Genomic DNA, 19,292 nt, shown 5'->3' on the forward strand with positions numbered 1-19,292 from the left:
GCCCATGACCCCACCGACATTTCGCCGCATGATCCAGATTCCCGGAGGCCAGCTTGACGCCGCGTGATCTGTGGCGCCGTTTCGGCGCAACGCCCGCCGGTTTGCCGATCGGCGTCGATTTTGCCGCCGAGCGCCTGAACATGGTGCAGCTCGAACGCGCCGAAATCGGCGCGCAGGTGCGGGCCGCGGTGTCGGTGCCTTATCCCATTCCGCGCGCGCAGCTGATGGCCGACCCGCGCGCGCTGCGTGCATTTGTCAGGTCCTGCCTGGCGGCGGCGCCCTTCCGCGGACGCCGCATCCACTGTGCGCTGGCCCCGTCGGAGGTCCGGATCCTGCAGTTGACGGTGCAGCTGGCGCCGGGTCAGCGCGAGGACCAGGCGGTGGCCAGGGCGGCGCGCGACCAGATCGGCATGGCGCCGGACGATGCGGTGGTGGACTACTACCAGATCCGCGGCGCCGACGCCGACGCCGGCGAACGCCAGGTGCTGGTGGCGGTCGCGGAGCGCCAGCGCGTGGTGGCCTTCCTCGACCTGTTGACCGGCGCCGGCCTGGACCCGGTTGCGCTCGACATCGGACCGGCGGCGATGGCCCGCCTGCTGGCGGGGATGCAGCGCGAGGATCTCGGCCAGGCTGTGTTGCTGATCAACTTCGGCGTTCAGAAGAGCTACCTGACCGTGACCTGGGGACGCCGCCTGATGCTCGATCGCGAGATCGACTTTGGCGAAGCGCTGCTGGTGGATAAGCTGTCGAAGGGGCTCGGCCTGGGCGCCGAGGCCGCGTTGGGCCTGCTGCGCCGGCATGGCGTGGGCGCCCGGCCGGACACCGGCGAGGCTGGCGGGCAGCCGGATGTCGGCCGCACCATTCGCGAAATCCTTTATCCGGCCTTCGCGGCGCTCGCCGAGGAACTGGTGCGCACCCAGGTGTACGTCGCCTCGCGCACGCGCGGCAGCACGCTGAGCCGCGTATACCTGAACGGCAGCCTGGCGGGCCATCCGGACATCCTGGGCCGGATCGGAGAGGTGGTGGCGCTGCCGGTCGAGCTGCTGCAGCCGCTGTCGGGATTCGCGCCGGGGACGGCGGCCGCGTCGCTCGACCAGCATCCGGGAATCGCCATGGCCGTCGGCCTGGCTTTACGAGGAGAACCGCTTGTCGGAAATTGATATGATCCCGCGCGGGTACCGCGCGGAACGGCGCCTGCGCCAACGCCTGCAGCTGTTCGCCGTGGCGTTCCTGCTGTTGCCGCTGGCGGGCGGCGTCGCCGGCGCGGCGCTGAAATGGCGCCTGGCTCAGGGCGAGGCGCGGCTGGCGCAGTTGCGTACGGCCAGCGCGCTGGCGCAATCGGGCAGCGCCGCAATCGATGCGGCGCGGGCGTACAAGGCCACCACTCAGCAGGCGCTGGTGTCGCTTGCGGCCCTGCGTGGCGCGGGCGACGCCGTGCGCGTCGCCGACGCGATCGAGGCGGGGCTGTCGCCGCAGCTGTCGCTCGACCAGGTGAGCTTTAGCCGCGAAGCGCAGGTGCAGTCGGCGCAGGCTGCGCCGCAGGGCCAGCTGGTTCTGCCGGCCTTGACAAGCAACGGCGCCGCCGAGGCGTGGCTGCTGTCGCACCGGCTCGAACTGTCCGGCGTGGCCGCCGGCTATCCGGCCCTGAGCACTTTTCTCGGCAAGCTGGCGGCCCAGCCCGGGTTCGCCCAGGTGCGGCTGGTGCGCAGCAGCGGCGCCGGGGCGGGCCGGGCCGACGCGGCGCAGGCTGAAACAGGCGTCCAGTTTACGGTCAGCGCCGCATTGGAGCGTTTGCCATGATGGCGCGCCTGACTGCCTCGCTGATGCGCATGCCGGCGCGCCAGCTCTACCTGATCCTGGGCGGGCTGCTGGCGGTAGCGGCGGCGCTGGTCTGGACGCTGATGCTGCGCCAGCCGCTTGCCGCCTTGCGCTTGCAGGCCGAGGAGAGATCCCGGCTCGAACAGGTCGAGCGCACGCCGGCCGCCCAAAAGGCCGAACTGGCTGCGCTCGACCGCGATGCCGGCGCAATGGCGATGAAGCTGGCCCCGCCGCGCCCGCAGGGAGGCGGAAACGACCTTCCACTTGCCGTGATCGGCGAACTCGATCGGGCCGCCGCACGTCACGGCGTGCGCCTGTCGGGCGCGACGCCGGGGCCGGCGCGCATCGTGGCGCGCCTGACCGAAACGCCGTTCGACTTCGAAGCCGTCGGCGGCTACCAGGAGCTGATCGAATGGCTGGCGGACATTGAAGCCCGCCAGCCCAACCTGGGCATCGCTCGTTTCGACCTGCGTCCCTCCGACAAGACCGGACAAGTCATCATGAAAATTCGCGTCAACGTATATACGCTCGGCGGGGCGCCGCGATGAGGCGCATCCTTGCGATGTTTCTCGCAGCGCTCGCGCTGTTCCCGGTGCTGGCGAATGCCCAGCAGCCGCGCTGGCGCGACCCGTTCGCGCGCAGGGCCGCGGCGTCTTCCGCCGTCGCCGATCCGGCCGAAGGTGACGGCGCCGTGCGCGAGCAGGCAAGGGAGCCCGAATTACGGGCGATCATTTACGACCGCTCGAAATCGCTGGTCAACATCGACGGCCGCGTGCTCGCATTGGGCGACAGCATCGACGGCTTCAAGCTGGTTCAGGTCGCCGAACGCAGCGTCATGCTCGCAAAGGCAGGCAAGCGCATCACACTCACGCTCACCAAGGATGGTCAACGATGAATATTTTTTCGCCCCCGCGGCGCCTGGCCGGCGCCGGTCTCCTGGCGATGGCGTTGTGCGCAAGCGCGCAGGAGGCGCGGCCGGCGCAGGCGCCAGCGCCCGTGCCCGCGGCCGGCGCCGAGGCGCCGCTGTCGTTCGTGTTCCGCGACACGCCGATCGCCGAGCTGTTCGAAATGATCGCGCGCAAGGAGCGCATCAACATTGTGCTGGGACGCGGCGTGACCGGCAATGTCGCGGTCAACCTGTACAACCTGCCGCTGCGCCAGGCGATCTACGCGATCGCGGAGGCGGGCGGCTATGCGGTGACGATGCGCGAGAACGGTTACTTCATCAGCGATCCGAAATCCGTGCGCATCCAGTCGGCTCCCGGCCAGATGGAAGTGCGGGCGATGCAGGTGATGTATTCCGACCCCAAGCTGATCGGCGACATTCTCTCGCGCCATGTGGGGCCGGGCGGCAGCGTGACGGTCGTCGACGCGCGGCGCATGCTGGTCGTGGAAGACACGCCGGACGGTCTGCGGCGGATCGCTCGCCTGCTCAAGGAAATCGATGCACAGCCGCGCCAGATCCTGATCGAAGCGAAGATCCTCGAGATCACACTCGACCATACCGAAAACTTCGGCATCGACTGGACCCGCATTTTCAGCGCCAACGGCGTCAATCGCTTCGGCACGACCGGTCTGGCGTCGCGTGGTGCGCCCGGTTTCATGCTCAATTTCGTGAACGGCAATATCGAGACCTTCCTCAGCGCCCTTAGTAACAAGGGGCGGGTACGCACCCTGGCCACCCCCAAGCTGCTGACGATGGAAAACCAGGAGGCGATCACGAACATCGGCGACAAGCTTGGCTACCGGCTTACGACAACCATCAACAACGTGACGACGGAATCGGTACAGTTCCTGGAGACCGGCGTCATCCTGCGCGTTACGCCGTCGGTCGACGCGAATGGCCGCATCTTCATGAAAATCCGCCCGGAAGTGAGTTCGGGGACTGTGTCGTTGGGCATTCCATCGAAAAAGACGACGGAAGTGTCGACCCAGATGGTGGCCAACGACGGTCAGCCGATCCTGATCGCAGGCTTGATCAAGACCTCGAGCAATGCGCGGCGCCTCGGCATCCCGGGTCTGGGCGATATTCCCGGGATCGGCCGCCTGTTCGCGAACAGCGACGAAGTCGGTTCCAGCAGCGAGACCATCGTGATCATCACTCCGCGCATAGTGGCAGCGAACGCGAGCGGACTGGACGCCAATGCCGCGCGCGCATTGGACGAGGCTGCCGCCGATCCGATTTTGCCGACTCCGGCCATTTTGCCGTCAGCCAAGTAGCGGCCGGGCCGGATATCAGGGCTCTCGACCTGGCGAAAGCGAATTAACGATAGTCCTGGCAAGCCGGCACCAGCGCATGACCTCGACCACGATCCCGGAGGCGTGCCGGATTGGCTGGGCGCGCACGGGGACCCAGCGCGGGCGCGCCGTGATCCCCAGTTCGGCCGGATCGTAGCGGATCGCCGGGATGTTGACCGCTTCGCCGGCAATGGCGCGCAGTCGGCTGCCAGCAGCTCTATGCCTGAGGCGTTGCGGCCATTAAACCAGCTTGCCGGCGCCCTGATAGATCAGCTGCACGCCGGTGCCGAACAGGCAGGCTTGCGAGATCCGGTAAAACCAGGCGGTGTCGATGCGATTCTGCAGCCAGACGCCCATCCAGACTCCGATCGGTACCAGCGGCGCGAGCACCAGCGAGGTGGAGAGATTCGCGGTGGAGAACTGGCCGAGCCAGGCATACGGCACCAGCTTGACCATGTTCACGCACATGAAGAACACGCTGATCGTCGCCACGTAGGTGGTCTTGTCGAGGCGCTGGGGCAGCATGTAGACCATCGCGGGAGGACCGCCCGCGTGTGCGAGGAAGCTGGTCAGGCCGGACACGGCTCCCCAAAACGTGCCCTTGGTCGGCGAGGGGCCTGAAGGCTCCGTTCGAGGTGCGCGACCGAACCAAGCATTGAGCGGAAACGCAACGGCGATGCAGCCGATCAGGATCCTGATCGCATTCTCCGACAGCATGCCGAAGGTGAGGGTGCCGATCGCCACTCCGAGCAGTGCGCCCGGAATCATGATCTTGAGGTTTTGCGCGTCCCATCTCTTGTAATAGACCCGGACTCCGACGCAGTCCATGAAGCACAGCACCGGCAACAGGATCGCCGCCGCGTGTACCGGGGAGACCACCAGCGCCATCAGGGCCACGCCGATGCCGCCCAGGGCGCTGCCGAAGCCGCCTTTCGAAATTCCGGTCAACAGCACCGCGGGAATGGCGGCAGCATAAAAAATGGGGTCAGCGATCATGAATGCCTTTTCTGATGGTTCGCGCGTTTGCGTCGGGCCCGGGGCCGCTCATTGTAATGTGCCGCGAGCCAGCCTGCTCGAGCGGGCGCTGAAACAAAAAAGGCCCGCAAGGACAAAATCCTTGCGAGCCCTTTGCTGCAGGCGGCGTGCGATCACGACCGCATGCCGCCGCCACTTACTTCGAGCGGTTGCCGCCCCCCGAGCCGGAGCCGGAGTCCGACCCGGACGAGGCGCGCGAGCCCCCCGAGTCCTTGCCGCTGCCGCTGTCCGAGCCGCCCTGGTTGCCGCCTCGGCCGCCGCCGCTTTGCTGCGACTGGCCACGACCCGAGTCGCTTTGCTGCGACTGGCCGCGGCCGCCGTCGTTTTGCTGGTTGCCGTCGTTCTTGTGGCTCATGCTGCCCGCTTCGCGCGCTTCCTGCGAAGTGAACTCGTGGGCATTGCCGGAAGCGTGAGCGGCGCGGCCGCCTTCGGCCGCGATTTCGCGCTGACGGTCCGGGTCCATCGACGCGAAGCCGCGATTGCTGGTGTCGCTCTGGTTATTGCCGCCCGAGCCGCCGCTGTTGCTGCCCTTGGAGGCGCTGCCGCCCGACTTGCTGTTGTCGCTGCTGTCCGACTGGTTTCCGCTCTTGCCGCTGCCGCCTTGATTATTCGATGCCATTTTTAATCTCCTGAATTGTTGTTCGAAATTGTCTTTCTGCGTCCCGCCGAACTTGTCGGCGTTGAGTCAGAGCAGCCATCGTAATCAATCCGCGGTTGATTGTTAGTCGGTGTCCAACCCATCAGCACGTAGGACTTGTCCTAGCCAAAATTGCGCGCGATCGCCGCCAATGTTGCCTGCGGTACCTGCCAATGAGCAAAACGATGCGTAGTCCAGATCCTACAGATTCAGTCCGCGTGTTCCGATACCGGGAAGCGTTTTTTCACATTAATGTGAATTTCGTAACACTTTTCCAACTTGACGAAGGAGTGACCCATGGCCGACAACCTGGACAATCGTGGACCGCGGGATGCGTCCCAGATTAATGTGCACGAAGTATGGGAGCTGGATTATTGGAGCAAGAAATTTGGCGTCTCGCGCGACGAACTGAAAAGCGCGGTGGCGAAAGTCGGTGTCGCCGCATCCGCGGTGGAGGCCCACTTCAGGAAGACGGCGCCATAGTTTTTTGAACAGATGACGGAAACACGACGCCGGCCGCGAGCCGGCGTCGTCGCTGACGCCGTTCCATGCCGATCGCAAGGATCTCGCGGGCGCGCTGCGCATCGAGGTTCATGGAGCGCAGGAGCGTCAAGGCGGTCTCGTTGCCGAAAGCGCGCCGCAGCGAGAGGGCGCGCGAGAAAATCCGGTAGGCCGCCGGGTTGACGCGCCGTTCGTGGAGGCGCCTGTCCGAGTGCTTGTCTGGCGGCAGGGAGAGCTGAATGGAATTTTTCATCAGGCCGGGGCAGCGAGGAGGGGACAGTCAGGCTTCGATGCGAACGATCGGCATCGGACGATTGGTGGCCGAACCGGCCGCAGTTCGGCTGACCGCGATCAGCCCGACCTCGACGTCAGCGGGAAACAGCGCGACGCCGCGTGCGAGCGCGCGATCGAGGTCGATGCCGTCGGCGATCCACTGATAGACCGAGTGCGCCAGCAGCAGCGGGATGATGCGTTCGCCGCGTCCGGTGACGGCGACGGCGCCGTTCGGTCCGGCGAAAAAGCCCGCGCCGATGACCGGCGTGTCGCCGACCCGTCCCATCAAGGCGGGGAACGCGCCGCCGGTCGATCCGGCCACCGCGAAGTGGCCCTGCGCGTCGCGCGCGACCGCGCCGACCGTGTCGCATGCATGCTCCGGTGCTTGCGGCTGATTCCCCGGATAGTTCCAGTCGCGCCAGGCCGGGTTCGCGTCCATCTGGCCGATCAGCCGCAGGATCGCCTGCTCGCGCCGGCGCCGGATTTCCTCGCGCACCGGCAGCGGCGCCGCCAAGTGCTTCACTCGCGCGAAACGCTCGGCGCCTTCGCCGCACAGGAAGCGGTGCGGCGAATCGGCAATCGCGCGCGCCACCGCCACCGGATTGCGCACGCGCTGGATGCACGCCACGCAGCCGAGCCGCCCGCGCGAGTCCATGACCGCCGCGTCCATCTCGATGGTGGCGCCGTCCATGCCCAACACCGCGCCGCTGCCGGCGTTGAAGCGGCCGTCGTCTTCCAGCGTGGCGACCGCCCGCACCACGGCGTCGAGCGCCTCGCCGCCATTGCGCAGGATGACGATCGCAGCGTCGGCGGCGGCCGCGCAGCCGTCGACGTGCTTCAGCGGCGCCCCGGCGCCTCCGTGTACGACGATCGCGGGGGGATAGGTGGCGGTGTGCGTCATGGGCTCGATCGTTTCACTCCAAATGTCCAAACAGTTTGTTACCGATCGCACATGGTAACAACGTGCTGTTCCTGTTTCGTGGGGGTGTTCGCCAGAGCGGTGTAGGAAAATTCCTACTGGAACTGTTCTGCGAGGATGCCGCACCGAAATCAACGTAAAAGGTTACCCCCGCAGTTACAAAAAAGTTGCGCGTTCGCTCTTGAAACACTGAATTGTGCGCTCTACTATTTTGCAAATCGGGGCGCCACTGGGCTTCGCAGGGTGTTCCACACCGCGCTTTGCGCAAGGAAATCAATTCAGAAAGGGGGATGCAATGGATTCGAAATTGAATGGCGACGAAATCAGTGCTTTGCAATCTCTCGACCCGGACAACGCCGAGGGGGCAACTGTCCGCAATGGCGTTTTGCCGCAACGGCTGTTCGCGTTCAACCTGGTGACGCGCCAGGCTTCGGGGGCCGCCGTGCTGACCAAACATGGGGAGCGCGCGCTGTTCCGCGAAGCCTGCGTCGCCGGGCTCGCCGCATTGGCGCGCGGCGAGGCGCCGGCACTGTCCAGCGGGGTCAGGAAATGGCTGACGGCCAGCGGTTTTGTGTTGGATGGCAGCGCCGACGAGAACGCGACGGCGATTACCCACCGCGGCCGGCTGTGGCTGGCGTCGTTCGAGGAAGACCCCAAGGTCGTGCTGACAGAACCGAGCGCCGCGGACTTCGCGCTGCGGCGCGCCTGACGCCGCAGGATTCAGGTTGGAGGTGAAATATTTTCGCGCGGCAATCGTACGCCGCGCGAAAATGGCTGTGCTTATAATCAAGAAAAATGGCCACCAAGTGTCGGTGCCGCCTTTCGACAGAGCTGACACGCCGCCAGGTGAAGGTTCTGAGCACACTGCCTCACCTGGAACCATGACCGAACAAATCTCGCGCCGAAATTTACGAAAGCCAACCGTCCGCATCTCCACCGGAATCGCGGGGCTGGACGACATCCTGTGCGGCGGTCTCACCGCGCAGCGCGTGTACCTGGTCGAGGGGACCCCGGGCACCGGCAAGACCACGCTGGGCCTGCAATTCCTGCTCAATGGTCTGGCCAACGGCGAATCCGGCCTGTATATCACGCTGTCCGAAACGGCCGACGAGCTGGACGCCGTGGCCGAAAGCCACGGCTGGTCGCTCGACGGCCTGTCGATCTTCGAGCTTGCCAGCGAGACCGCGCTCGATCCGGCCTCGCAGCAGTCGGTGTTCCACCCGTCCGAACTGGAACTGGCCGAAACCACCACCAGCGTGATGGAGCAGGTCGACGCGGTCAAGCCGATGCGCATCGTGTTCGACAGCCTGTCGGAGATGCGCCTGCTGGCCCAGAACGGCCTGCGCTACCGCCGCCAGATCCTCGCGCTCAAACAGTTCTTCGCTTCGCGCGCCTGCACCGTGCTGCTGCTCGACGACAAATCGTCCAGCAGCCCGGAGCAGCAGCTGCACAGCATCGCGCACGGCGTGATCAGCCTCGAACAGATCGCCCAGGAGTTCGGCAAGGAGCGGCGCCGCGTCAACGTCATCAAGATGCGCGGCATCAAATTCCGCGGCGGCTTCCACGATTACGTGCTCGAGACGGGCGGCATCCGCATGTTCCCGCGCCTGATCGCGGCCGAACATACGCGCGAATTCTCGTTCGAGCGGCGCTCGACCGGCTCGCCCGGCATCGACGCGCTGCTGGGCGGCGGCCTGTCGACCGGCACCAACACCCTGATCGTCGGCCCGTCCGGCATCGGCAAGACCACCGTCTCGGTGCGCTGCCTGCTGTCGGCGCTCGAGCGCGGCGAGAACGCCAGCTTCTACCTGTTCGACGAAGGCCTGGGCACCTTCTTCGCCCGCTGCGCCTCGCTCAACATGGACCTCCGGCCCTTCATGGAGAACGGCCAGCTGCGCATGCACCACGTCGATCCCGCCGAACTGGCGCCGGGCGAATTCGCCCACATGCTGCGCGACTCGGTGGAAAACGCCGGCGTGCGCTTCATCGTGATCGACAGCCTGAACGCCTACTTGCAGGCGATGCCGGGCGAGCACTTCCTCACCCTGCAGATGCACGAGCTGCTGTCCTACCTGAACCAGCAAGGCGTCACCACGGTGCTGGTGCTCGGGCAGCACGGCCTGATCGGCGAAGTGCGCAGCGACGTCGACCTGAGCTACCTGAGCGACACCACCGTGACCTTGCGCTTCTTCGAATCGGGCGGCCGCCTGCGCCGCGCGATTACCGTGATCAAGAACCGCACCAGCAACCATGCGCTGACGATTCACGAACTCCAGCTAAGCAGCCACGGCGTCGAGATCGGCGATGCGCTCGAAGGGTTCGAAGGCGTGCTGACCGGATTGCCAACCTATCGGGGCGTGACGCCGATGCTCGCGACTGGGCCCGATCATGCGGGACTCTGAACGCGACGACGAGCGGGTCCTGATCCTCGCACCCTTCGGCCGGGACGGCGACGTCATCGGCTTGATCCTCACCCGCGAAGGCTTTTCCTGTACGGTCGTGGAGACGCTCGATGCGCTGGCCGAGGCGCTGGAAGAGGGCGCTGGCGTGGCGGTGATCGCCGAGGAGTCCATGCGCGCGCCCGATGGCGACCCGCTGATCGGCTATCTGTCGCAGCAGGAGCCCTGGTCCGATTTTCCGCTGGTGGTGCTGGGCTCGCGACGCGTGGTGACCAAAAAGCGCGCGCCGCTGCACATGGAGGGCCTGGGCAACGTGATCCTGCTCGAACGCCCGCTCAATGCCGAGACGCTGCAAGCGGCGGTGCAGTCGGCGCTGCGCGGGCGCCGGCGCCAGTACCATGCGCGCGACGTGCTGATCGACCGCGCCCGGTCGGCCGAACGCCTGCGCAACAGCGAAGCGGCCCTGCTGGCGCTGAACGAGACGCTGGAGTCGCGCATCGACGAGCGCACGCGCGCGCTGGCCCAGGCCAACGACCGCCTGATGAGCGAGGGGATCGAGCGCGAGCGCGTGCAGCAGGCGCTGGTCCAGTTCCAGAAGATGGAGGCGGTCGGCCAGCTGACCGGCGGCCTGGCGCACGATTTCAACAACCTGCTGCATGTCGTGCAGGGCAACATGGAGCTGATCCTGAAGCTGTCGAAGGACGAGACGGCGGTCAAGCGCGCCGAGATCGCGCGCCGCGCCTGCGAGCGCGGCGCCAAGCTGACCGGCCAGTTGCTGGCGTTTTCGCGCAACCAGCGGCTCGACCTGAAGCCGGTGAATGTCCAGGTGCTGTTCGACGGCGTCAGGGAGCTGCTGTCGACGTCGATCGGGGCGCGCGTCGACCTGGCGTTCGAAGTGGCGGGCGACGCCGGCTTCGTCATGGCCGACAAGAACCAGCTGGAGATGGCGCTGCTGAACCTGGCGATCAACGCGCGCGACGCGATGGCCGGCGCGGGGCGGCTGCGGATCTCGGCGTCGCGCCTCACGCCGCCGGCGGAGATCCTGCCGCCCGGGAGCTACTGCTGCATCGCCGTCAGCGACTCCGGTTCCGGCATCGCGCCCGAGCACCTGGCCAAGGTATTCGAGCCCTTCTTCACCACCAAGGGAGTCGGCAAGGGCACCGGATTGGGACTGAGCCAGGTGTACGGCATGACCCAGCAATCGGGCGGCACGGCGCGCGTGACCAGCAGCAGCGGCAGCGGGACGGTGGTGCAGATGTGGCTGCGCAGCGTGGAAGTGAGCGACGCCGCCGAGCCGCTCGCCGCGGCCGCGGTGGCGTCCAAAGCCCGCACCGGGGCGCGCATCCTGGTGGTGGAAGACGACAGCGCGGTGCGCACGTCGATGGTCGAATCGCTCGAGGTACTGGGGTATGTCGTCACCCAGGCGTCGGACGGCGAATCCGGGCTGTCCGAGCTGCGCCAGCAGGCGCCCGACCTGATGATCACCGATTACCTGATGCCCGGCATGACCGGGGCGGAACTGGTCGAGAAGGTGGCGCACCAGTACCCGGGCCTGCCGGTCATCATCGCCACCGGCTACGCCGACATGCGCGCGATCGACGTGGTCATCGGCACCAACACCATCCTCAAGAAACCGTTCCAGCTGGCGGAGCTGGCAGCCAGCGTCGACCGCGCCTTAAGCAATAGCTCGACCCATTAAGCCCTTGGCGATTCGCGCGGCGGCGTGACGGTGGTTGAAGCGCTGGCTGCGGGCAGTGCCGGCCGGCGCACGGTTGCGCAAATACGCACTGCACTGACGATTCTCGCCGTACAATGCACCACCGCATCCTTTTCCTGTGTATATCGCTGGACACTTCAACCGGACGGATTTTCGCACTTGCGAAGCCAACAGAGTACCAGCCTTCCCGCCCGCCGCGGCAAGGCTCCGACCGGGAATTTGGATGACTATCACTGATACAGCCGCGCTGGACGATTGCTGCCTGGCGCCGCAGCCGGCGCCCAGCCGCCCTGAACATCCGGCCACCGCCGCGGCCGGTCTCGACGGTATCGTCTGCTCCTTGCTGCCCCATCATGCCTTTGCCATGACCCATGCGAGCGAGACCGCCGCGGCCCGCCGCGCCGGCCGGCGCCTGGGCGATGCGCTGGGCTTCGACGAAGACCTCGAGGCGCGGCTCGGATGCATCATTACCGAGGCGGCGACGAACATGCTCAAGCATGCCGTCGACGGCCGCCTGTTCATCACCGAGGTGCGCGCCGGCAGCGCGCGCGGGGTGGAGGTGGTGGCGATCGATGGCGGACCGGGAATCTCGAACCTGTCGCGGTCCATGCGCGACGGCGTCTCGAGCACTGGCGATGCGGGCAACGGCCTGGCGGCGATCCGCACCTTCGCCGACGAGTTCGATGTCTATGCGCCGCCCGGCAAAGGCGCCGCCTTCTTCGCCCGCGTCTGGCGCGGCGAACGCCCCCATACGATGTTTTCGAGCGGGGCGCTGTGCGATCCTATCGCGAGCGAGCATGTGTGCGGCGATGCATGGGCGATCACGCTCCAGCCGGATGGGCTGTCGATGATAGCGATCGACGGCCTTGGGCACGGCCCGTATGCCGCCGAGGCGGCCCGCGCGGCGCTCGGGCGGCTGGCCGCATCGCCGGCCATGTCGCCGACACGGCAAATCGAGGCATGCCACCAGGTGCTGCACAAGACCGCCGGCGCCGTGATGGCGCTGGCGCACCTGGACTACGGCAGCGACGAAATCCGCTTCGCCGGCATCGGCAATATCTCCGCCTGCATCAGCGACGGCGAAACGCGCACCCAGATGGCGTCGTACGACGGGGTGGTCGGCCACAGCGTGCGCAAGGTGCAGGAGTTTGCTTATCCCTGTCCCAAGGGAAGCTTGATCATCGTGCACACCGACGGGGTCAGCAACCGCTGGGACCTGGCCGATTATCCGGGGCTGTCCGCACGCCATCCGGCGCTGATCGGCGCGGTGCTGCTGCGCGACTTCCGGCGCACGGCCGACGACGCGCAGGTGCTGGTGGTGCGCTACACCGGCGCCCTCGGCCACTAGATCGGCTATTCCAGCACCGCACCGAGCTGCTCGATGGTGAACGGCTTTGGCAGTATCCTGCCGCGCACCGATTGCGGCGCCAGCCCGCGTCCCGAGGCAAACACCACGCGCAGGTTCGGAAATGCCCGCTGCGCCTGTTCGGCCAGTTCGAGCCCGCTGATGCCGGGCAGGGTGACGTCGGTGAGCAGGATGTCGGTGGCGCGCAGCGCTTCCAGCACACCTTCGGCGGTGCCGAAACACAGCGATTCGTAGCCCAGCGCGAGCAGCAGTTCGTGCAGCAGCTCGCGCCCGTCGTCGTTGTCCTCCACCACGACCACGCGCTGCGCTGCGGCTTGCGGGACGCGCGCCTGGTCGATCACCTGGCGCACTTTGCGCGCAAGGTCGGCGCGCCGGTACGGCTTGCTGAGCAGCTCAACTCCCGGGTCGAGCCGGCCGGCATGGACGATCGCGTTTTGCGTGTAGCCGGACGTAAACAGGATGCCGATGCCCGGCACCAGCCGCTGCGCATGGCGCGCCAGTTCGGGGCTGCGCATTTCACCCGGCATGACGACGTCGGTAAACAGCAGGTCCGGCGCGGCGCCGCCTTCCAGCATGGCCAGCGCCGAGGAGGCATCGTAGGCGCTGAGGACCGCATACCCGAGGCCCTTGAGCAGGTCGATCACCGCGATGCGCACCGCCGCGTCGTCCTCGACCACCAGCACGGTCTCGCTGCCGCCGCGAATCTGCTCGTCCGAGCTGCGTTCGACCTGCTGTTCGGCCTCGTAGCAGCGCGGCAGATAAATGCGCACCGTGGTGCCTTCGCCGGGCTCGCTGTACAGCGTGATATGGCCGCCGCTCTGTTTGACGAAGCCATAGGCCATCGACAGGCCCAGGCCGGTTCCCTTGCCGTCTTCCTTGGTCGTGTAGAACGGTTCGAACGCGCGCTCCTTCACCTCCGCGCTCATGCCGCTGCCGTTGTCGGAGATCGCCAGCAGCACGTATTGGCCGGCCTGCAGTTCGGTGTCGGCCGACGTGTAGGCCTGGTCCAGTTCCGCATTGGTCAGTTCGATCGTCAGCCGGCCCACCGCGCCCATGGCGTCGCGCGCGTTGATCCCCAGGTTCAGGATGACGTTTTCGAGCTGGTTGCGGTCGACCAGCGTATTCCAGATCTGCGGCGCGATGCTGACGCCGACGTCGATCGCCTGTCCCAGCGCGCGCCGCAGCAATTCGTCCATGTCGCGCAGCACATGGGCGACATTGGTGGGGACCGGCTGCAGCGGCTGCCGGCGCGCGAACGCCAGCAATTGCGCCGACAGGCGCGCGGCCCGTTCCACCGCCGCGGTGCTGCTGGAGAGCCGGCCGCGCACGGCGGCGTCGAGGTGGGGCTGCAATCCGATCAGGTCGAGGTTGCTGCCGATGACCTGCAGGATATTGTTGAAGTCGTGCGCGACGCCGCCGGTCAGTTTGCCGATCGCCTCGAGCTTTTGCGATTGATGCAGGGCCAGGTGGGCCTTCTGCAGGTCGGCGGTGCGGCGCGTGACCAGCTGCTCAAGTTCGGTCTGATGGGTCAGCAATCCATCCTGGACCATCTGGTGTTCCGTGACGTCGTGACCCTGGCAGAAAATGCCTTTCACTTCACCGCTGGCGTCGCGCCAGGGCTGGTACACGAAGTCGATGTAGCGCTGCCGGACGCTGCCATCCGGATCGCGCGTCCATATTGGCTGGGCTTTGCCGACGTAGGGCACGCCGGTGGCGTACACCTGGTCGCGCAGGGCGACGAAGGGTTGCTCGGCCAGTTCCGGAAACGCCGCGGCGACCGATATGGCCGACCGGGTGCGTTCGCCGAACAGCGCGGCATAGGCGTGATTGGCCATCTCGAACACGTGCTGCGGGCCTTTGGTCACCGACATGAAACCCGGCGCCAGCGCGAACATGTCGAACAGGCGCCGCAGCTCCTCGTCGAGCACCCTGGCGCGTTCGGCCGCCTGGAGGCGTTCGCGTTCGAGCCGTTGATGACGCTCGGTGATGTCGCGGATGACCAGCGAGGCGCCGATCCAGCGCCCCTGTTCATCGCGTACTCCGGAGATGGAAAACTCCATGCAGACCTCGCGACCGTGCAGGGAGTAGCCGTGTTCATGGCTGCCCGTGGCGCCTTCGAGCGCGGCGCGCACGCTCGATTCGAGTTCGGCGTTCCAGAAAGGCAGTTCGCGCGCCGGCCGCCCGAGCGCGTCGCGCTCGTGCAGTCCCCATTGGCCGGAGGCGCTTTCGTTCCAATGGACCACGCGCAAGGCCTTGTCCAGGCCGACGATGCCGTCGCGGGTCTGGGCGAGGAAACTGTCGAGATAATGCGCGGCGACCTGATGGCGCCGCAGCTGCGGATCGTCGACCTGCCTGGGGGCGGAAATGCTGACGTTGGCGCGTTCGAGCGTGGTGCGCAGCCTGGCCCTTCGCCTGGCGCGTTTTGCGGCGTCGGCGACGGTCGCGGCGAGCGATGGATCGCCTTGCGCGAGCGCGCTCCAGTGCGAGCCGATCATCGGCGCGCGCCCGAGGCTTGCGCGCAGGCTGTCGTAGTGCGCGGCAGCGGCGACAAAAATCAGCTCGCACGCTTGCCACCTGGCGCGCACGGCGCGGGCCTGCTGCAAGGGACTGTCGAGTGAGGCGTCGAACAGCACCACGCATGGCTCGCCGGCGCCGTTGTCGGTAAGCCGCCGCGCGAGGCCGGCCAGGTCGGTGCGCACCACATCGGGCAGGTCGAACGGTGCCGAGGAGGCGCCGACGGCGAGAATGGTATCGTCCATGTGCGCCCTACAACAGCGGCAGTCCGAGCAGGCTGCGTCCCGTCCAGAGCTTGAGGATATCGGTCGTCGGCGACATGACGTGGCTGGCGCGCGCGTCGCGCAGCATCTGCGCGACCCGGCTGTTGTCGCGGTAGGCGGCGCCGCCGCAGATCGTCATCGCGTCGTTGGTGACCTGGACCGCGGTGTCGCCGGCATCGGCCTTGCAGGCGAGGATGAACGGCAGCGCCTGCGGATCGGCGAGGTCGCCGCGCCTGGCCGCTTCGTAGATCAGGGCGCGGGTTTTCTCCACGGCAATCCACATCGAGGCGTAGCGCGCCTGCAGCACTTCGACATCGCGCAGCGCGGACCCCGAATGGGCATAGCGGCGATTGCGCAGATGTTCGCCGGCCGCATCGAGGGCGCTCTGGGCCACGCCGAGGTAGGTACCCGCCATCGCCATCAGGAAGTAGGGCGCCACCACCTCGAACACGTACCACACCTCGTCGCCGTCTTCGCCCAGCAGGTTGTGCGAGGGCACGCGCACGCCGTCCAGGCGCAGGCCGCGCGAGCTGTTGCCGCGCATGCCGAAGCCGTCCCACGCAGCCATCCATTCGATGCCCGGCGTGCCGGCATCGACGATCAGGCAGCTGAAGTCGCCCGCTTCCGCTTCGGCCGAACTGGCGCGGGTCGACAGCACGTACGAGTCGGCCTTGCTGCCGTTGGTGACGAACTGCTTCGTGCCTTGCACCACGAACGCGCCATCGGGTGCTGCCGCGAGGGATGTCTCCGGCAGGTAGAAGTGGGCGCCGGTGCCCGATTCCGACAGCGCCAGGGTCGTGAGGTGGCGGCCCTCGGCGATCGGGCGCAGGTAGCGCTCCTCGTGGAAGGCGGTCGCCTTGGCGGCGATGACGGCGGTGCCGACGCAGTGCATCCCGAAGCACAGGGCGGTCGATGGGCAGGCGCGGCCGATCGCTTCGGTGATCATCGTCAGCGCCAGCAGTCCTTCGCCGTGGCCGCCCAGCCGTTGCGGCACCTGGAGGCCGGTCAGCCCCGCGCTGGCGAAGGCGCGCATCGCCTGTTCGGGCCACAGGCCGGCATCATCGATTTCTGCCGCGGACGGATACACGATGCTGTCGACGATGTCGGCGGTCTTCGATAGCAGCGCCTGGAGGGCGGCGGAGGTTCTTGGCATGGTTCGGTAAGATGTAATTCTTGGTGACAAGATTATAACCAGTCGGCCCGCGGAGCAGCGCGCGAAACGCGTGCGCGGGAATCCGGCCCGGGATTATGCAAGATTTCGCATAATCGACGCACGGTTAGGCACCGTACAGAGGCTGGGCGGGGCACGGTCCACAGTGCTTGTTCACGCCATTTCATCGAAGAAGGACACGCCATGAAAGCACTGGTTTACAACGGCCCGCACGATGTACAGATCAAGGAAATGCCCGACGCGAAAATCGAGAAAGCCACCGACGTCCTGGTTCGCATCACCACGACCAACATTTGCGGCTCCGACCTGCACATGTACGAAGGCCGCACCGACATGGAGTCCGGCCGCATTCTCGGCCACGAGAACCTGGGCGAGGTGATCGAGATCGGCAAGGCGGTCGACAAGGTCAAGGTCGGCGACATGGTGTGCCTGCCTTTTAACATCGGCTGCGGCTTTTGCGCCAACTGCGAAAAGGGCTTGTCCGGCTACTGCCTGACCTGCAATCCGGGCAACGCCGGCGCCGCCTACGGCTTCGCCGGCATGGGGCCGTACAGCGGCGGCCAGGCCGAACTGCTGCGCGTGCCCTACGGCGACTACAACTGCCTGGTGCTGCCCGACGACGCGCGCGAAAAGGAAAACGACTACGTCATGCTGTCCGATATATTCCCGACCGGCTTTCATGCGACCGAACTGGCGCGCGTGCAGGCCGGCGACGCGGTGGTGATCTACGGCGCCGGCCCGGTCGGGCTGATGGCCGCCACGTCGGCCATGCTGCGCGGCGCCAGCCAGGTGTTCGTGGTCGACACCCACAAGGACCGCCTGAAGCTGGCCGAGAAGATCGGCGCCATCGCCATCGACGACACCGAGGGCGGCGGCGTCGAGCAGGTGCTGCACCTGACCGGCGGCCAGGGCGCCGATTGCGGCTGCGAATGCGTCGGCTACCAGTGCTGCAACATGCACGGCAAGGAGGTGCCGAACCTAACCATGAACAACCTGGTTGCGACGGTCAAGGCGACCGGGAACATCGGCGTGGTTGGGGTGTTCGTGCCCAAGGATCCGAACGCGCAGGACGAACTGGAAAAGGCCGGCAAGCTGGCCTTCGACTTCGGCAAATTCTGGTTCAAGGGCCAGCGCATCGCCACCGGGCAAGCCAACGTCAAGGCCTACAACCGCAGCCTGGGCAAGCTGATTCACGCGGGCCGCGCCAAGCCGTCGATGATCGTCTCGCACGAACTGCCGCTCGCCGAGGCGCCGCACGCCTACGAGCAATTCGACAAGCGCGCCAAAGGCTGGACCAAGGTGATCCTCAAGCCGGGCAAGTAAACGCGGCCGCGCGACCGGCTAGCTGCCGGCGCGTTTCATCGCCTCCGACTCCATGGCGGCGCTCTTGTCTTCCTGCGCCGCGGTCGAATCCATCACGTCGTCGATTGCGCCGCTGGCGCGCTCGGCGTCGCCCCAGGTGCTGGTGCCCAGCGCGGCGTCGCCCACTTCCTCCTGCGACGGCGGGTCGAGCATGTCCGCCAGCATCGCGCTGATCTCGGCCTCGTCGACCGGCGCGCCCAGCCGCTTCTTGCGCTTGATGTAGTGGCGCACTTCGGCATCCTGCTCCTCGGTCAGAGGGAGTCCGCGAAAAGTGCCTTCCGTATCGTGTGCCGCCATGTCGTTCTCCAGAATCGCGCGCTTCCAGGGGTCATCCTGCGCTCATTCGGCGACCGGTACAAGCGATGTTTCGAACGGCTGCGCGGCTTGCTCATCGGCCATGAAGCTTGCGATAACGCTACGTAGCGCACGATTTCAAGGGATGTGATTAGACTTTCAACTTTCCCTTTTCCTCAACAATTTTTTTCTTCGAAGGAGCATATGATGTTCAACAAGAAAATCCTGGCTGGCGTGGGCAGCGTATTCGTCGTCTGCGCGCTGTCCGTTTCCGCCGGTGCGCTTGCGAAAGAGCCGGCAGCGGCGCCTGCCGCCACGGTTGCCGGGCTGTCCAAGGCTGACCAGAAAATCGTCGCCGACATGGCGGTGGCGAACATGGCTGAAGTAGCGGCGGGGAAAATGGCATTGGGCAAAACCCAAAATGCCGACGTCAAAACCTTCGCGCAGAAGATGGTCGACGACCATACCAAAGCGCTGGCCGATGTCACGGCGCTGGCGCAGGCCAAGTCCCTTGCCCTGCCGGCCGACGTGGATGCGCCGCACAAGAAAATGGCGGCAAAGCTGGACAAGCTGTCGGGAGACGCGTTCGACAAGGCCTACATGGCCGATGCCGGCGTGTCGGACCACAGCAAGGTCCACGCCAAACTGAAGGGCTTCGCGTCCAAGGCGAAGGATGCCGATGTCAAAGCACTGGCCGCAAAGATGTTGCCCACTGTCGAGGAGCACCTGACGATGGCCAAGGACATGCACGGCAAGCATGCCGCCAAATCGAAATAGGACGGCGC

Annotated in this window: 19 protein-coding genes; 12 read left to right on the forward strand and 7 right to left on the reverse strand. The window is 66.4% G+C overall.

The window, feature by feature from the left end:
• The first annotated feature begins 53 nt into the window (after positions 1-53).
• From pilM to AC1D02_RS11115, 5 genes are read left to right on the forward strand one after another with little or no spacing between them, the layout of a single operon-like run.
• Positions 54-1,160 carry a pilus assembly protein PilM gene (gene pilM, locus AC1D02_RS11095; RefSeq protein WP_477316689.1) on the forward strand — a complete coding sequence of 369 codons (1,107 nt, stop codon included), beginning with the start codon at positions 54-56 and terminating at the stop codon, positions 1,158-1,160.
• A 1-nt stretch (position 1,161) separates the two neighbouring features.
• Positions 1,162-1,800 carry a PilN domain-containing protein gene (locus AC1D02_RS11100; protein ID WP_477316691.1) on the forward strand — a complete coding sequence of 213 codons (639 nt, stop codon included), beginning with the start codon at positions 1,162-1,164 and terminating at the stop codon, positions 1,798-1,800.
• Entirely contained in the window at positions 1,797-2,366 is a 570-nt protein-coding gene (locus tag AC1D02_RS11105) for a hypothetical protein (protein ID WP_477316693.1), read from the forward strand. Before AC1D02_RS11100 ends, AC1D02_RS11105 begins: the two co-directional genes overlap by 4 nt.
• Entirely contained in the window at positions 2,363-2,713 is a 351-nt protein-coding gene (locus tag AC1D02_RS11110) for a hypothetical protein (protein ID WP_477316695.1), read from the forward strand. The genes AC1D02_RS11105 and AC1D02_RS11110 overlap by 4 nt, the downstream gene beginning before the upstream one ends.
• Positions 2,710-4,038: a type II secretion system protein GspD gene (locus AC1D02_RS11115; RefSeq protein ID WP_477316698.1), complete on the forward strand. Its 1,329-nt coding sequence runs from the start codon at positions 2,710-2,712 to the stop codon at positions 4,036-4,038. The genes AC1D02_RS11110 and AC1D02_RS11115 overlap by 4 nt, the downstream gene beginning before the upstream one ends.
• Before the next feature lie 258 nt (positions 4,039-4,296).
• Here AC1D02_RS11115 and AC1D02_RS11120 read toward each other — a convergent pair whose 3' ends face one another.
• The gene (locus AC1D02_RS11120) at positions 4,297-5,052 is read right to left on the reverse strand and encodes a sulfite exporter TauE/SafE family protein (RefSeq protein WP_477316700.1); all 756 of its coding nucleotides are present in this window, start codon (positions 5,050-5,052) and stop codon (positions 4,297-4,299) included.
• A gap of 175 nt (positions 5,053-5,227) precedes the next feature.
• The gene (locus AC1D02_RS11125; protein ID WP_477316702.1) at positions 5,228-5,710 is read right to left on the reverse strand and encodes a KGG domain-containing protein; all 483 of its coding nucleotides are present in this window, start codon (positions 5,708-5,710) and stop codon (positions 5,228-5,230) included.
• A gap of 315 nt (positions 5,711-6,025) precedes the next feature.
• Between AC1D02_RS11125 and AC1D02_RS11130 the strand changes: the two genes are divergently transcribed.
• Complete coding sequence (locus tag AC1D02_RS11130; protein ID WP_477316704.1) at positions 6,026-6,211, forward strand: DUF3606 domain-containing protein; 186 nt, start codon at positions 6,026-6,028, stop codon at positions 6,209-6,211.
• Here AC1D02_RS11130 and AC1D02_RS11135 read toward each other — a convergent pair.
• Both AC1D02_RS11135 and AC1D02_RS11140 read right to left on the reverse strand, forming a co-directional pair.
• Positions 6,192-6,482 (reverse strand): hypothetical protein, encoded by a 291-nt coding sequence (locus AC1D02_RS11135; protein WP_477316706.1) that lies wholly within the window; start codon positions 6,480-6,482, stop codon positions 6,192-6,194. The genes AC1D02_RS11130 and AC1D02_RS11135 overlap by 20 nt on opposite strands.
• A 27-nt stretch (positions 6,483-6,509) precedes the next feature.
• Entirely contained in the window at positions 6,510-7,403 is an 894-nt protein-coding gene (locus tag AC1D02_RS11140) for an isoaspartyl peptidase/L-asparaginase (RefSeq protein WP_477316708.1), read from the reverse strand.
• Between the two features lie 313 nt (positions 7,404-7,716).
• Here AC1D02_RS11140 and AC1D02_RS11145 point away from each other — a divergent pair, with 313 nt between their 5' ends.
• The 4 genes from AC1D02_RS11145 (at position 7,717) to AC1D02_RS11160 (ending at position 12,885) form a co-directional block, all read left to right on the forward strand.
• Positions 7,717-8,130 (forward strand): hypothetical protein, encoded by a 414-nt coding sequence (locus tag AC1D02_RS11145; RefSeq protein ID WP_477316710.1) that lies wholly within the window; start codon positions 7,717-7,719, stop codon positions 8,128-8,130.
• Positions 8,131-8,302: 172 nt separating this feature from the next.
• Positions 8,303-9,823 (forward strand): ATPase domain-containing protein, encoded by a 1,521-nt coding sequence (locus AC1D02_RS11150; protein WP_477316712.1) that lies wholly within the window; start codon positions 8,303-8,305, stop codon positions 9,821-9,823.
• Positions 9,810-11,519 carry a response regulator gene (locus AC1D02_RS11155; protein WP_477316714.1) on the forward strand — a complete coding sequence of 570 codons (1,710 nt, stop codon included), beginning with the start codon at positions 9,810-9,812 and terminating at the stop codon, positions 11,517-11,519. The genes AC1D02_RS11150 and AC1D02_RS11155 overlap by 14 nt, the downstream gene beginning before the upstream one ends.
• Before the next feature lie 241 nt (positions 11,520-11,760).
• Entirely contained in the window at positions 11,761-12,885 is a 1,125-nt protein-coding gene (locus AC1D02_RS11160; RefSeq protein ID WP_477316716.1) for an ATP-binding protein, read from the forward strand.
• A gap of 5 nt (positions 12,886-12,890) precedes the next feature.
• Here the strand turns inward: AC1D02_RS11160 and AC1D02_RS11165 are convergent, their stop codons facing one another.
• Both AC1D02_RS11165 and AC1D02_RS11170 read right to left on the reverse strand, forming a co-directional pair.
• Positions 12,891-15,662, reverse strand: coding sequence for a response regulator (locus AC1D02_RS11165; protein ID WP_477316718.1), 2,772 nt, complete (start codon positions 15,660-15,662; stop codon positions 12,891-12,893).
• A 7-nt stretch (positions 15,663-15,669) separates the two neighbouring features.
• Entirely contained in the window at positions 15,670-16,833 is a 1,164-nt protein-coding gene (locus AC1D02_RS11170) for an acyl-CoA dehydrogenase family protein (protein ID WP_477316720.1), read from the reverse strand.
• A 201-nt stretch (positions 16,834-17,034) separates the two neighbouring features.
• Here AC1D02_RS11170 and AC1D02_RS11175 point away from each other — a divergent pair, with 201 nt between their 5' ends.
• Positions 17,035-18,174 (forward strand): glutathione-independent formaldehyde dehydrogenase, encoded by a 1,140-nt coding sequence (locus AC1D02_RS11175; protein WP_477316722.1) that lies wholly within the window; start codon positions 17,035-17,037, stop codon positions 18,172-18,174.
• An 18-nt stretch (positions 18,175-18,192) separates the two neighbouring features.
• Here the strand turns inward: AC1D02_RS11175 and AC1D02_RS11180 are convergent, their stop codons facing one another.
• Entirely contained in the window at positions 18,193-18,510 is a 318-nt protein-coding gene (locus AC1D02_RS11180) for a hypothetical protein (RefSeq protein ID WP_477316724.1), read from the reverse strand.
• Positions 18,511-18,714: 204 nt separating this feature from the next.
• Here AC1D02_RS11180 and AC1D02_RS11185 point away from each other — a divergent pair, with 204 nt between their 5' ends.
• Positions 18,715-19,284 (forward strand): DUF4142 domain-containing protein, encoded by a 570-nt coding sequence (locus tag AC1D02_RS11185; RefSeq protein ID WP_477316726.1) that lies wholly within the window; start codon positions 18,715-18,717, stop codon positions 19,282-19,284.
• Positions 19,285-19,292: the final 8 nt, after the last annotated feature.

The sequence above is a fragment of the Massilia sp. P1_C10 genome (genome assembly GCF_056406475.1).